The following is a 15,327-nucleotide window of genomic DNA, read 5'->3' on the forward strand; positions in this document are numbered from 1 at the left end:
CAATATTTCACTTTATTTTTGCATAGATGCAAGTATCAGTTAGTTGTTTGCCGTCAGCTGAAAAATCTTCATTACGTAATATCCCTTCAAGTTCAAAGCCTAGTTTTTCAGGGAGTGCACGACTTTTCGTGTTATTACATTCACATCGTATTTCAATCCTTCTAAATTTGAATAACTGAAATCCAAGGTTTGTTAACGCACTTACTGTTTCTGTCATATATCCACTGCCACTAAATTGCGTGTTAATCCAGTATCCAATTTCACATTTAGAAACCTTCCAATCAATTCGATGAAGGCTAGCTGTTCCAACAAAATCATTCGTCTCTTTATGATAGATAAGATAGCGAAAGCTTTCTCTTTTCAAAAAATCTATATGTGCATTTCTCAGAAGAATTTCCGTTTCTTCAACAGTAGGAATGGACTGAAATAAAGACAACCATTGCTTTAATTCATTAATGGAATCTTTAATAGCTTGTTGTACTATATCCCCTTCACCAGCTTGAAGTGGTGCTCGAAGAATGAGTCTGTCTGTTTCTATTTGTAACGGAACATCTAATAAAATAGAGTTCATATCATTTCTCCTCTCGAAAACTTTAAATTAGGACAGAATGAAACATATGTAAAAAACTTTCGTTCAAAAGTTAGAGAACAATAAATATATATTCAATTCATCATTTAGAAATCCTTTTTCATCTATTGACTTCTAATTTCTTTATCATTTATTTGAGCTTTAAGTTCTCTTTTTCTAGTTATAATGGAAGGATAGAAAGAGGGGGATATATGCTGGAAGATGTTTTTGAATTTGTATTGAGGTATGTTATAGGTTCTATTTTTAGATGTATAAGATACCTTGTGATAAATATTATAATGGAATGCATAATAGAAGGCGTAATAAACGGTATAAGGAAATTACGTGATAAGTGGCGAAATTGGCGTGAAAGACGTTATTGGCGGTAGTGTAGCTGATGAGCGTGAGAAACAAAAACGTTATACAGAAGCTTAATGGAATGACAATTTCTAAAGTGAAGAAATAATTATTATCTTACAAAAGTGTAATGTTCATGTCATGTTTTTGAATTTCTTCTTTAAGCTCCGGGCTTTAAGATAAGAATATAAGAAAAAACATATGAGGTGAAGGAAATGAAAAGATACATTGCACTATTTAGTATTTTAGTTGTATTTGCAAGTTTGTTAGTTGGTTGTGATTTAAACCGTATGGGTAAAGATGAGTATTATGTTCAAATTACAGTAGATGGAAAAGAATTTGATAGTAAAGCTAGTAATGGGCAGAAATTTAAAGATTATGAATATAAGCTGATTGGCTTTGATAAAGACGGTAAAGAGAAAGAATTAGAATTCACAGCTCAAAAAAATCTTCGTAAAGAAGCATTCCTACGCGTATACCACTCAGATAAAAAGGGTGTAACAGCTTGGGAAGAAGTGAAAAAAGACGAGCTTCCAGCGAAAGTGAAAGAAAAACTAAATGTGAAATAAGACAGATAAAAAGGAATTGACGAACAGGGTCAATTCCTTTTTTTGTTTTCAAATTCTTCTTCTGAAATGACTTTAAATCCGTGTCTTTTAAATAAAGCAGTTGTCACTCCGAAACCAGTTTGCTTATTACCGTTAAATTCTCCAGTGTAAATCGTAGAACTACCACAAGATGGGCTGCGTTCTTTTAAAATAATATATTCTGGGTGTAAATCTTTAATTTGTTCTAATGCTTTATAAGCACCATTTACGAAAGCTTCTGTGACATCTTTACCATCTTTTGTCATCACTTTCGCTTTTCCGTCTAAAACGTCGTCGCCATTCCCGCCAATAATTTCAGCTGAGGGGCGAGGTGTTGGTAATCCCCCTAATACTTCGGGACAAATGAGGACTGTATCTTCTTTTTGCAGAAGCTCCTCTATTTTTGAAACAAGATTGTCATTCCCGTCATAACGGCAAGCGATACCACCTAAACAAGCGCTAATTACGATCATATTTTCATCTCCATTAAAAAAATATTAACTATCACGCCAATTTCACTTCCTGCCTCTTACTTATAAATGAGGTGATATAAATGGGAAGCTTATATAATTTAATGAAACCATATAGTGAATTTCGAAGTAAAGAAGAGTTTAATACATACCAAAAACAAGTTTTGAATTGCTATCGATTTCAATTGAATAAAACGGATGCTACCATCATTCATTTTTTAGGGAAATATGCGGTGAATGAGAAACAGAAAACAGTGGGAGTTGCTTGTCCGTTAATGGAGACGATTGCGACGAATGTTGGAAAGAGTATTCGTACAGTACGCCGCTCAATTGCAAAGTTAGAGGAACTAGGAATTATAAAGCGTGTTGCAACAAAAGAGAGACATAAGCGCGGCGGGTATAGTGCGAACTTATATGTATTTCTTACATCTGCGATTGACCGCATGGATGACCGTATGCAAATGTCCGGTTGTAAAACTGAGAATAATGCAACTGGCTGTAGTAAAAATGAGCAAAAAAGCGCTGGGGAAACAATTCTTTCTAAAAACATTCTACAAATAAAAGAGAAAAGAAAAGGAACGTACGAGCTTGATGAGACGTATTGCCGCCACGATATACCGAAGCCTTTTATATACGCACTTCTGCCGATGACGAGTAATCCGAAGAAAATTAATACATTTTGGAGTAAGGTCGAGCTTGCATATAAAAAGAGCGGGTTACTAGAACAAGGTGTTTTACTAGAGCAAATATTAGCTGAGGAAGAAGTGTATGGAAATTTAATTTGGCGCGTGAAAAGTGTTGTAAGAGCATATAAATATGGGGAAATTCGTAAAGACATTGGGGCACTTTTATACAGTACAGTGCGAAATTTATTTTTAGAGGTTGGATTAGAATGGGGAGCAGCATTAAGGAGAAGTAAGGGAATATCACTATTTGATCCATTCAAAAAAGAGCCATGTGTATAATACATGACTCTAATTAGCTAATCGAACTTCCTTACAACTGGAACACGAATCGCTACAAATAGTACGAAGACGATAACAGCTATTGCACCACTTTTCATAACGGTTACGATTGGAATTCCTATTGCAAGTGCAATGGATGTGAATGCATAAGAGAGCGGGATAAAGCCCATTGATGATAGCATAAGCAAACTCATTACGCGCCCCATCATTTCTTCTTTTACTGTCGATTGAATCATCGCCATCAGTGGAACGATAGCCATTGCGATTGTAATACCGTAAAACATGCCAGCTAATAATGCTTGCCATAGTACGGTACTAAAGTTGATGGATAAGAAGAAGACACCAGACAGTAGCATCATGATAATGCAAAATAGTCCGCGTCTACGATTAATATTTTTTAAACCTACAATGACAGCGCCTATTGCCATTCCGCCGCCTACAGATGCTTCTAAGTAACTGAAATGGAGCGAGTCACCGTGCAGAACATTTTTAACGAAAAGCGGGAAACCGACTTGCATCGGACCGATTAAAAATAAGTTTAAAAAAGCGCTACAAATAAGGAAAGTTGAAAGGAATGGCGATTCCTTTACATATAAGATTCCTTCTTTAATGGAAGTGAACATACCTTTATCTGTATCTTTTAGTTCTGGCATCGTAAATTGTATTTTTTGAACGAGTATGGCTGCGACAATCAGTAATAAAATTGTAATAGAAAATATTGTCTCGTAGTTTGTAAATTTAATGAGAATTCCGCCAAGTACAGGGCCTAAGATGACCGATGCTTGGTTCGTCATTTGTGTAAGTGAATTCGCTTGTGTTAACCGGCTTTTTTCTACCAATTCAGGTAAGATAGATCCATCTGCTGACCAGAAGAAAGCATCAGCAAGTCCAAAGAATAAAGCGAATAAAGCAAATGTATATAGTGTTACATCACCAACGATAAACCATGTGAGAATGGTTGCGACAAGAATCGCTCGAATAATATTGGAGTAAAACATAATATTTTTTTTCGGGAATTTATCAGCTACAGCACCGCCGATAATCATAAAAATAAGCCTTGGAACACTAAGAGCTACGAAAACAACACCGAGTGAAGCTTCAAGGTTTAATGTTTTTGCTATGTACCACGTTTGTGAAAAAGTAAAAAAGGCTAAAGCAAAGCTTGAAAAAAGAGTAGCTGCCCAAAGAAAAAGGAAATTTGTATTTTTTAATAACGGTTTTCCGCTTCCTTCTAAAGCAGTTTTATTTTGTTGTAGTTCCTCCATATTGCTTCCTTTCTATGTGACAAATTTAAACTAAAAAACCAGTAAACGTCCGATTGGTGAGGGCTAATACTTAATGGGAGATGCCCCCACTAATTATAGTTTCACTTTATACAGTTTCTAATATTTCTATACTGCACTTTCTCATTGTAGACAATAATAATGAATTTGCCCAGTAGCTATTTAACGACAAAAAAAGATGCCGAATGGGCATCTTTTTTTAGGCTAACGCAATATAAATACCCAATTGTGCATGATTTGGGTCTAATGCTCTTTCGTCGTAAAGCTCGAAGTCTGTTGTGAAGGCACGTTTATTTTCTTTCGACCATTGCCAAATATATTCCCAAGCTTCGCAAACGACTTCAGCAACTGGTCCCTTTCTCGTTGTAAATACCGCATATGTAGCAGCAGGTATTGTTAAAGTTGTCATATTTTCAGGAACGTCTTCTAATGAAGAAACGGTCGTACCGATTGTAAATGTATATGTACCAGTTTCATCTGATTCATAGTTGGAGTAGAATGCGAATGTTTCTTTCGTTTTTTGATTTGGGATGTGATGCATCATTTGTTCTTGAAAGTATCGGTTCCAGAGCTCGGGAATTTTCCCTTCAGTAGATGCCTCTATTTCGTTAGTCGTCGTAATCGAAACGCCGATTGCTTGGAAAGCTTCTTTTTTCATTATAATGGGCTCGTTAATCATGAAAATTCCTCCTTTAAAATAAGAACATTCGTTCTTGGTTTTAATATAACATATTTTTATATGTGAAGTTTTTTGAAAATTTTAATTATAAATAAAAAATAAGTAAAAAATGGTAAAATTTCTATTTCGTGTACAAATAGATTTGGGAGTATGTTAAGATTTTTATGTATCCTTTAACTGTTATATAAACCTATACAATAGGGCATTTTTTACTATGTTAAAAAATGGTGAAGGTTTGTATAAGTGTCCGATATATATATGCTATTTTTGATAAATTAAAATAGTAATATTCTATGAGATTTATATTGTTGACATTGGGATTTCAACGATACATTTTCGTAGGTCGGATTGTTGCGAGTGGATATATATTGCTATGTATACGGCTACGAAATTAAGTAGACGGATAGCAAGTATATAGAAAGGAGAAAGGTAGAAAATATGAAGCAAGTATTGAAGTGTTTTAATGTCGTAACGATGATCACACTTCTCCTATCCATCATATTGCCTTCACCCAGTGCTTTTGCTACAGAGATAAATAAAAAAAGCTGGGATGAGCTACAAGGAAATGATGTGAAAATTAAGGCAGAGCAAGTAAATGCTGAAATATATAAGGGAGAAGTAGCAGAGAGGGAGCACGTATTTCAATATACGATTGAAAATACGGGAGCTACACCAATTCAAGAATTGGTGCTTAAACAAAATAATGAAAATGAAATTACGTTCCCTTCGCAATCTGTGAAAGTAAACGGAGAGAAGTTACCTGAAAATAAGGTAGCGGATTTCTATGTAGAGGAAAAAGATAAGGGAGGAAAGGTTCTTTCTTCTAATCTTAAAATTAAAGATTTAAAATCACATGAAAAAATGACTGTGTTAATAAAAGCTCGTCGTGCACAACATTTTAATAATGAGTATAAGCAAAAAATTAGTGTGCAAAAGGATCAACTACAAATAGGGAACATGTCTGTAGATGTTGAGGGAATCCCTTCTGAAGAAAAGGTAGCAGCTAATGCCGATGAGGAGGCTGACAGTAGTAAGAAAGAAGTTGGCCCATCAGCTAATAATACAATTAAAAAAGTTGATGAAAAGCTAAAAGTATCTGTAGAAGATAAAAATAACCCTACATCAAAAACAGAACCACCAAAACAACCAGTAACCGAAGCTGAGAAACAGCCAGAAAAAGAGGCAGTAACCGAAGCTGAGAAACAGCCAGAAAAAGAGGCAGTAAAGCAGAGTGTTGCAGAAGTACAAGCTGCATCAGAGAATGCTTCGAAGGTTCAAATGCAAACAGGGGATAAGCAAGGATTTGGAGATCCACTGTATTCTACAATTACTGCTGGTAATTTAGTACAGACTGGTAATGTAACACTTGGTTTGACGACTGATCATTATGGCAGACAAAGTCTGGGGTATAAGACGAATAAAATGACTGTGGACGTTGATAACGATGATAGTACTTTTAATTCGTCAACAGGAGCTTTTCCTAACATTCCTGCTGGAAGTAAAGTGAAAAAGGCTTATTTATTTTGGACAGCAGCTATGGGAACGCCAACTTATCCATCTAAAGAGTATAGAGTTAGCGATGCAGATGTAAGAGAGCCCGTTAAAATGAAAATGGGGAATAAAGGATACGCTGAAGTAAGTGCTGATAGTATACGAAAAGCGGATTATTTACCGTATATTTCAAATTACTCGGGTGCTGGTGCCGGTTATGTTGCATATGCTGACGTAACAAATGTAATTGCAAAGCAAGGTATTTCTCAAACGGTGACAGTTGCGAATGTGCCACAAATTAAATTTGAAAAAGGCAGTGGTTACTACTGGGGCAACTGGAATCTTATATTAGTGTATGAAAACCATAAAGAAACCGTAAAAGATATGAAGATTTGGGAAGGGTTAGTTGCTCAAAAAAGTGCAGCCTGGACAACTATTGGTATTAATAAAATAAACACGCCAAAAGAAGGGGCTTTTAAGGCGAAATTTAGTTATTTCTCGTCACAAGGAGATCCTGCTGAAAATGATATATATGCCTATGATTTTGGGCAGTATGATTTTGGATTCGGTTATAAAGATTTAGAAAACATTAACGGTAAAAAAAATGATGTTAATGATTCATCTATGACAGAAGTGCAAGTGGATGGTACTAACGAGTTTGTTACGAAAAAATATCCAGGATATAATCCGGATTGGACAAATTCATTTAGTACTGATATTCATACGTATCATCTTGAAGGACCTGCTAAAGTAAAAAATGATTTAAAAGAAGGTAAAATGCAATTTAAAGCAAATGGTGCTACTGGTGATATTTACGTATTAAATAACGCTACATTTGTTACAGAACATAATGCGCCAAACTTACAAGTTGATAAAAAGGCGTTAGATAGTGCTGGGAAAGAAATTAAGGACGTTAAAGCTGGTGAAGAGTTTACGTATCAAATTGAAGTGAAAAATGATACGAAAAATAACCAAGCCCCTGTATCTAATGTAAAAGGTTTTGATAAATTAGATGATCGTTTAGAGTATGTTCCGGGATCTATTCAATATGTGTCTGGAAGTAATAAAGGAAATAAAACAGATAATGCAAGCGATGATGAAGCAGAGTTTGTAAATAATCAAATTGATTTCCGTATTGGTGAAGGTGCAAATGCTAAAGACGGCGGTGTTTTAAAGCCTGGTGAAAGTGCTGTTATTACATTCAAAGTAAAAGTGAAAGATTCTGTACAATCAGATACAACAGTAAAAAATATCGTTGTTGTAAAGGGACAAGATAGTGCCGAGATAAAGTATGAAACTGAGGACGATGCAGATATTACGGTTACGACTCCAAAAGAGATCCCTGGAGAAATAGAAGCTAAAAAAATAGCATCTAATAAAACACCGAAGTTAGGTGATGAGGTAGAGTATCGTATTACATTTAAAAATAAGACAAAAGATGGACGTCTAGATGTATTGATGATTGAAGATGAATTACCAAGCAATCTTGAATACGTGAAAGATAGTTTGAAAGCAGAAGGTGCAAAACCAGAGCCAGTAGAGCTGAAGTTTGAAAATGGAAAAGTAATTGCAAAGTATCCAGAAATTATGGATATGGAAGAAAGAAGTATCGTCTTTAAAACAAAAGTAAAAGAAACTGCAAAAATTGGTGAAGAAATTGTTAATAAAGCAACCGTTAGTGATAAAACAAATCCACCAAAGAATCTAGAAGAGAAGATTACACCACAGCATAAGGCCGGTAAAATTGCTGCAAAGAAAAAAGCAACAAATAAGAAGCCGAAGCTAGGAGAAGAAGTTGAATATCAAATTAGCTTCCAAAATACGGTGGAAAACGGAAAACTAGATGCAGTTACAATAGAAGATGAAATTCCAGCTAACTTAGAATTTGTTCAAGGTAGTGAGAGAGCTGAAGGTGCCGAACCAAATCCAGTAGAGTTAAAAGTAGAAAATGGTAAGATAATCGCAAAATATCCAGAGATTACGGATACAAAAGAGCGAAGCATTGCCTTTAAAGTGAAAGTAAAAGAAGAGGCAAAAGCGGGAGAAACGATTGTTAATAAAGCGGTTGTGAGTGAGCCAAATGGACAAACTGAGCATCCAGAAGAAAAGATTACGCCGGATTATAAATACGGTAAAGTGGATGTAGAAAAAAGCGTAACGAATCAAACACCAAAACTAGGAGAAGAAGTGGAATACCGCATTACATTTCATAATACGATAGAAAACGGAAAACTAGAAAAGGTGCTAGTAGAAGATACACTACCTAAAGATGTTGAATACGTAAAAGATAGTTTGAAAGCTGAAGGGATAAAACCAGAGCCAGTAGAACTAAAAGTGGAAGACGGCAAAGTAATGGCAAAGTATCCAGAAATTACGGATACAGAAAAAAGAAGTATTGTTTTTAAAGTGAAAGTAAAAGATTCGGCAAAAGTAGGGGAGGCAATCGTAAATAAAGCAATTGCAAAAGATCCGAAAAATGAGCCTGTTGAATCAAAGGTTGTTATTACACCGCAAAGTAAAAAAGGTGAAATTGCTGCTACAAAGGTAGTTAATAATAAGAAGCCAAAGTTAGGCGAAGAAATCGAGTACCGCATTAGTTTTCATAATACGGTTGAGAACGGAAAACCTGAAGAGGTGCGAGTGGAAGATACAATTCCAAAAGGTCTTGAATATGTAGAAAATAGCATCAAGGCCGAAGGAGAAGCACCTGGACCAGTAGAATTAGCTGTTGAAAATGGGATAGTCAAAGCTAAGTATATCGATATTATGGATATGAAAGAAAGAAGTATCGTCTTTAAAGTAAAGGTGAAGGAAGAAGCAAAAGTAGATAAAGAGATTGTCAATAAAGCAATTGTTGATGATACGAAAAATCCACCGATTGAGCCGGAGGAAAGAATTACTCCACAACATAAAGATGGGATAATTGATGCGATTAAGACAGTAGATAATCCAACACCGAAACTAGGGGAAGAAGTGGAATACCGAATTAGCTTTAAGAATACGGTAGAAAACGGAAAACTTGAAAAGGTAATAATAGAGGATACAATTCCTAACGGTTTAGAGTATGTAAAAGGCAGTGAAAAGGCTGAAGGTGATAAACCAGCTCCATTAAAGTTAAGTGTGAAAGATGGAAAAGTCACTGCTGAATACGAAAATATTACGGATATGAAAGAAAGAAGTATTGTCTTTAAGGTAAAGGTGAAGGAAGAAGCGGAAGTAGGTAAGGAAATCATCAATAAGGCAATTGTGGATGATATGAAAGATCCGAAAGAACCAGAAGCGAAAATTACACCATTACACAAAGATGGAAAAATTAAAGCGAAGAAAAGCGTAAATAATGAAACACCGAAGTTAGGAGAAGAAGTAGAATACCGAATTAGTATGAAAAACACGGTTAAGTACGGAAAGCTAACAGACGTGATAATAGAGGATACTTTACCAGAAGGTTTAGAGTATGTAGAAAATAGTTTGAAAGCAGAAGGTGTCGGAACAGATTCAGTAGAGCTGAAATTTGAAAACGGTAAGGTAATGGCAAAATATCCAGAAATTATGGATACAGAAGAAAGAAGTATCGTTTTTAAAGTGAAAGTAAAAGAAGGAGTAACAGTCGGTAAAAAAATCATTAATAAAGCAACTATTGATGATTCGCAAAATAAGCCAGTTAATCCGACTGCGGAAATTATTCCTCAGTATAAAGATGGAAAACTTGAAGCGAAAAAGATGGTAAATAATGAAACGCCGAAGTTAGGAGAAGAAGTAGAATACCGAATCAGCTTTAAAAATACGGTAGAACATGGAAAGCTAACAGAGGTAAAGATAGAAGATGATTTACCAAATGGATTAGAGTATGTGAAAGATAGTGTGAAAGTAGAAGGTTCTAAGCCAGATCCAGTGGAATTGAAATTTGAAAACGGTAAGGTAATGGCAAAGTATCCTGAGATTACAGATACAAAAGAGAGAAGTATTACCTTTAAAGTGAAAGTAAAAGGTAAAGTGAGCGATTCAATTGTTAATGAAGCGATTGTGAGCGATACGAAACATCCGCCAGAAACACCGACAGCAGAAATTATTCCGCAACATAAAGACGGAAAAGTGAAAGCGAAGAAGACGGTAAATAATGAAACGCCGAAGTTAGGAGAAGAAGTAGAATACCGAATTAGTTTTAAAAACACGGTAGAAGACGGAAAACTAGCAGAGGTGAAAATAGAAGATACTTTACCCGAAGGTTTAGAGTACGTAGAAAACAGTGTGAAAGCAGAAGGTTCTAAGCCGGATCCAGTAGAATTGAAATTTGAAAATGGTAAGGTAATGGCGAAGTATCGAGAGATTACGGATACAGAAGAAAGAAGTATTACTTTTAAAGTGAAAGTAAAAGATGAAGTGAAAGTCGGTAAAAAAATCGTCAATAAAGCAATTATTGATGATACGAAAAATGAGCCAGAAACACCGACGGCAGAAATTACTCCACAGCATAAAGACGGAAAAGTGGAAGCGAAGAAAACGGTAAATAATGAAACACCGAAGTTAGGAGAAGAAGTGGAATACCGAATTAGCTTTAAAAATACGGTAGAAAACGGAAAGCTAGCAGAGGTAACAATAAAAGATGATTTACCAAATGGATTAGAGTATGTGAAAGATAGTTTACGAGCAGAAGGTTCTAAGCCAGATCCGGTAGAACTGAAAGTGAAAGATGGAAAAGTAATCGCAAAATATCCAGAAATTACGGATACAGAAGAAAGAAGTATTACTTTTAAAGTGAAAGTAAAAGAAGAATTTAAGGTTGGTGAAGGCATTGTCAATAAAGTAGTTGTTGATGATACAAAAGATCCAACAACTTCAGAAGTAACAATTACGCCAGAATATAAAGACGGTAAGCTTAAAGCAGAGAAATTTGTAAACAATAAAAAACCGAAATTAGGAGAAGAAGTAGAATACCGAATTAGTTTTAAAAACACGGTAGAAAACGGAAAACTAGTAGAGGTTACAGTAGAAGATGAAATTCCAGCTGGATTAGAGTACGTGGAGAACAGTTTACAAGCAGAAGGCTCTAAACCAAGTCCGGTAGAATTGAAATTTGAAAACGGCAAGGTAATGGCAAAGTATCTAGAAATTGCGGATACAAAAGAAAGAAGTATTATTTTTAAAGTGAAAGTAAAAGAAGAGGTAGAAATAGGTAAGGAGATTGTTAATAAAGCAATCGTAGTAGATACAAAAAAAGAGCCAGAAGAGCCTCATGTGGAAATTACTCCGCAATATAAAGATGGTAAAATTGCTGCGCAGAAAGTGGCAAATAATCATAAACCGAAACTAGGAGAAGAAGTAGAATATCGAATTAGTTTTAAAAATACGATAGAAAACGGGAAACTAGCAGAGGTAAATATAAAGGATGCATTGCCAAATGGTTTAGAGTATGTAGAAGGTAGCATCACAGCAGAAGGTTCTAAACCGAAACCAGTAGAGCTACAGGTGAAAAATAATAAGGTAATGGCAAAGTATCCAGAAATTACAGATACAGAGGAAAGAAGTATTGTCTTTAAAGCGAAGGTAAAAGAAAGCGCAAAAGTGGGTGAAGAAATCGTAAATGAGGCGATTGTGGATGATACAAAGAATGTACCAGAAGAGCCTTATGTACCGATTACACCGCAATATAAAGATGGAAAAATTGAGGCAAGAAAAGAAGTAAGTAATCATGAACCGAAGTTAGGTGAGGAAATCGAATATCGAATTATTTTTAATAATACGGTGAAAGATGGAAAACTAGCAGAGGTAAAAATAGAAGATAAAATTCCAGCTGGATTACAGTTTGTAGAAGGAAGCGAAAAGGCTGAAGGTGACGAGCCAAAACCAGTGGAATTGAAATTTGAAAATGGCAAGGTAATGGCAAAGTATTCAGAGATTATGGATACGAAAGAAAGAAGTATTGTCTTTAAAGTAAAGGTGAAAGATTCAGTTACAATAGGGAAGGACATTACAAATAAAGCGATTATTCATGTGGATGATCCGAACCATCCAGTAATTGATCCGACAGCAAAAATTACACCGCAATATAAAGACGGTAAAATTGCTGCTCATAAAAAGGTGAATAATGATAAACCGAAGCTAGGGGAAGAAATCGAATACCGAATTTCATTTAATAATACGGTGAAAGATGGAAAACTGGCAGAGGTGAAAATTGAGGATGAAATTCCGTCTGGTTTAGAGTATGTGAAAGATAGTCTAAAAGCAGAAGGTGATAAGCCAGCACCAGTAGAGTTGAAAGAAGAAGCTGGTAAGGTTAGTGCGAAGTATGAAAATATCACTGACTTGAAAGAAAGAAGCATTATCTTTAAAGTGAAGGTGAAAGATTCTGTTGAAGTGGACAAAGCAATTGTAAATAAAGCAATTGTTGATGATACAAAAAATCCACCAGAGCGACCAGAAGTAGAAATTACCCCGCAGCATAAAGACGGTAAAGTTAAAGCTGATAAAAAGGTAAATAAAAAAGATCCAAAGCTAGGAGAAGAAGTAGAGTACCGAATTAGTTTTAAAAATACGGTAGAAAACGGAAAACTAGCAGAAGTGAAAATTGAGGATCAATTACCAACTGGTTTAGAGTATGTGAAGGATAGTTTAAAATCAGAAGGTAATGAGCCAACGCCAGTAGAGTTAAAAGAAGAAGCTGGGAAAATTATAGCGAAGTATGAAAATATTACTGATACAGCTGAGCGTAGTATTAGCTTTAAAGTGAAAGTAACGGAAGTAGCAAAAGTCGGTAAGAAAATCGTGAATACGGCAATTGTGGATGATGACAATCCGAAGAATCCTCCGCAAAAACCAGAAGCGATTATTACGCCGGAGTATAAGGACGGAAAACTAAAAGCTGAGAAAACAGTAAATAATCCAGCTCCAAAATTGGGAGAAGAAGTAGAGTATCGAATTACTTTCCGTAACGTAGTAGAGCATGGAAAAGTAGCGAAGGTAAAGATTAAGGATGAATTACCAACGGGCTTAGAGTTTGTAGAAGGTAGTGAAAGAGCCGAGGGAGAGAATCCGAAACCGTTGTATATGAAAGTGAAAAACGGAATCGTCCTTGCGGAATATCCAGAAATTACGGATACGAAAGAAAGAAGTATCGTCTTTAAAGTGAAAGTGAAAGAAAAAGCTAAAGTAGGCGAAGAGATTGTGAACAAGGCGATTGTGGAAGATACAATAAATCCACCAGAGCAACCGAATATCTCTATTCAGCCTCAATATAAAGATGGTGCATTACAAGCAGAAAAAACAGTAAGTAATCATGAACCAAAGTTAGGAGAAGAAGTAGAATATCGAATTAGCTTTGAAAATACGGTAGAGAATGGAAAACTAACTGAGGTAAAGGTAGAAGATGAAATTCCAGCCGGTTTAGAATACGTACAAGATAGTATAAAGTCTGATGGGCCGGAACCACATCCAGTGGAACTTAAAGTAGAGAATGGAAAAGTAACAGCAAAGTATCCAGAAATTACGGATACGAAAAAAAGAAGTATCATCTTTAAAGTGAGAGTACAAGAGACGGTACAAGTAGGAAAAGAGATTGTAAACAAGGCGGTTGTGGATGATAATAATCCGACGACTCCGCCAGTTGAGCCACTTATACCAATCACACCGCAATATAAAGGTGGGAAACTAGAGGCAAGAAAAGAAGTAAGTAATCATGAACCAAAGCTAGGGGAAGAAATTGAATATCGAATTACTTTTAACGGCACAGTAGATGGCGGGAAGTTAGTTGATGTGAAAATTGAAGATGAAATTCCAGCCGGTTTAGAATATGTGACAGATAGTTTGGAGGCTGTAGGTGATAAACCTGCACCAATAGAGCTTAAAGTAGAGAATGGAAAAGTAACAGTGAAGTATCCAGAAATTACGGATACGAAAGAAAGAAGTGTCATCTTTAAAGTAAAGGTAAAAGAAACAGCAAAAGTTGGAGGAGAAATAACAAATAAAGCGATTATTGAAGTGGATGATCCGAAACATCCAGTTATAGAACCGACAGCGAAAATAAAGCCAGAATATAAAGATGGTAAGTTAACAGCAGCGAAGACAGTAAGTAATAAAGAGCCAAAGCTAGGAGAAGAAGTAGAATACCGAATTAGCTTCAAAAATACGGTGGAAAACGGAAAACTAGATGTAGTTACAATAGAAGATGAAATTCCAGCCGGTTTAGAATACGTGCAAGATAGTCTTAGATTTGAAGGTGCTGAGCCAAATCCAGTAGAGTTAAAAATGGAGTTTGGAAAAGTAATCGCGAAATATCTAGACATTGCGGATATGAAAGAACGTAGTATTATTTTTAAAGCGAAGGTAAAAGAAGCACCAAGTAAAGGGATAACAAATAGAGCGGTAGTGGATGATGGAATAAATCCGCCACTTGAGCCTACAGTTACAATTTTACCGAAAACAAAAGAAGATTTTAAGATACCGGAAGAACCAGAAGTGAAACCGGAAGATCCGAAAGAACCAGAAGTGAAACCGGAGGATCCGAAAGAACCAGAAGTGAAACCGGAAGATCCGAAAGAACCAGAAGTGAAACCGGAAGATCCGAAAGAACCAGAAGTGAAACCGGAAGAGCCGAAAGAACCAGAAGTGAAACCGGAAGAGCCGAAAGAACCAGAAGTGAAACCGGAGGATCCGAAAGAGCCGAAGGAGCCAGAAGTGAAACCGGAAGATCCGAAAGAACCGAAGGAACCAGAAGTGAAACCAGAAGTAAGATTGGAAAAATTAATTAAAGAGCCGCAAGTAAAAACAGAAAGAGAATTACCGAAAACAGGGGCAGCGTCTCCATGGATGATGTCAGTTGGTGCTGGAATTTCATTCTTAGTTGGCGGAGTATTATTCGTATTAGGTAGAAGAAGAAAACAATAATTTTTTTAGACGAAAAGCACACTGAGTTCGATAGTTTATCGAATTCA

At 35.9% G+C, this 15,327-nt stretch carries 7 protein-coding genes and 1 pseudogene; 4 read left to right on the forward strand and 4 right to left on the reverse strand.

The window, feature by feature from the left end; translation table 11 throughout:
- Positions 1-7 precede the first annotated feature (7 nt).
- The gene (locus GBN91_RS24930; protein ID WP_001084691.1) at positions 8-571 is read right to left on the reverse strand and encodes a GNAT family N-acetyltransferase; all 564 of its coding nucleotides are present in this window, start codon (positions 569-571) and stop codon (positions 8-10) included.
- 357 nt (positions 572-928) lie between these two features.
- Between GBN91_RS24930 and GBN91_RS29350 the strand changes: the two are divergent.
- Positions 929-997 (forward strand): annotated as a pseudogene (locus tag GBN91_RS29350) (methyltransferase); the annotation flags it as partial.
- Between the two features lie 143 nt (positions 998-1,140).
- Positions 1,141-1,494 carry a YxeA family protein gene (locus GBN91_RS24940; RefSeq protein ID WP_152122591.1) on the forward strand — a complete coding sequence of 118 codons (354 nt, stop codon included), beginning with the start codon at positions 1,141-1,143 and terminating at the stop codon, positions 1,492-1,494.
- Between the two features lie 29 nt (positions 1,495-1,523).
- Here the strand turns inward: GBN91_RS24940 and GBN91_RS24945 are convergent, their stop codons facing one another.
- Positions 1,524-1,985 carry a 2-thiouracil desulfurase family protein gene (locus GBN91_RS24945; protein WP_152122593.1) on the reverse strand — a complete coding sequence of 154 codons (462 nt, stop codon included), beginning with the start codon at positions 1,983-1,985 and terminating at the stop codon, positions 1,524-1,526.
- A gap of 80 nt (positions 1,986-2,065) precedes the next feature.
- Between GBN91_RS24945 and GBN91_RS24950 the strand changes: the two genes are divergently transcribed.
- A complete protein-coding gene (locus tag GBN91_RS24950) occupies positions 2,066-2,947 on the forward strand; it encodes a helix-turn-helix domain-containing protein (RefSeq protein ID WP_098272304.1) in 882 nt (293 codons plus the stop codon).
- Between the two features lie 17 nt (positions 2,948-2,964).
- Here GBN91_RS24950 and GBN91_RS24955 read toward each other — a convergent pair whose 3' ends face one another.
- Together GBN91_RS24955 and GBN91_RS24960 are read right to left on the reverse strand one after the other, a co-directional pair.
- Positions 2,965-4,212, reverse strand: a complete 1,248-nt coding sequence (locus tag GBN91_RS24955; protein ID WP_152122595.1) for an MFS transporter — start codon at positions 4,210-4,212, stop codon at positions 2,965-2,967.
- A gap of 217 nt (positions 4,213-4,429) precedes the next feature.
- On the reverse strand, positions 4,430-4,909 hold the full coding sequence (locus GBN91_RS24960; RefSeq protein ID WP_152122597.1) for a GyrI-like domain-containing protein: 480 nt from the start codon (positions 4,907-4,909) through the stop codon (positions 4,430-4,432).
- 438 nt (positions 4,910-5,347) lie between these two features.
- On the opposite strand from GBN91_RS24960, the gene GBN91_RS24965 reads away from it, so the two are divergent.
- Positions 5,348-15,280: an isopeptide-forming domain-containing fimbrial protein gene (locus GBN91_RS24965; protein ID WP_152122599.1), complete on the forward strand. Its 9,933-nt coding sequence runs from the start codon at positions 5,348-5,350 to the stop codon at positions 15,278-15,280.
- The last annotated feature ends 47 nt before the right edge of the window (positions 15,281-15,327 follow it).

It is taken from the genome of Bacillus sp. B1-WWTP-T-0.5-Post-4, assembly GCF_009183795.1.
Taxonomy (GTDB): Bacteria; Bacillota; Bacilli; order Bacillales; family Bacillaceae_G; genus Bacillus_A; species Bacillus_A cereus.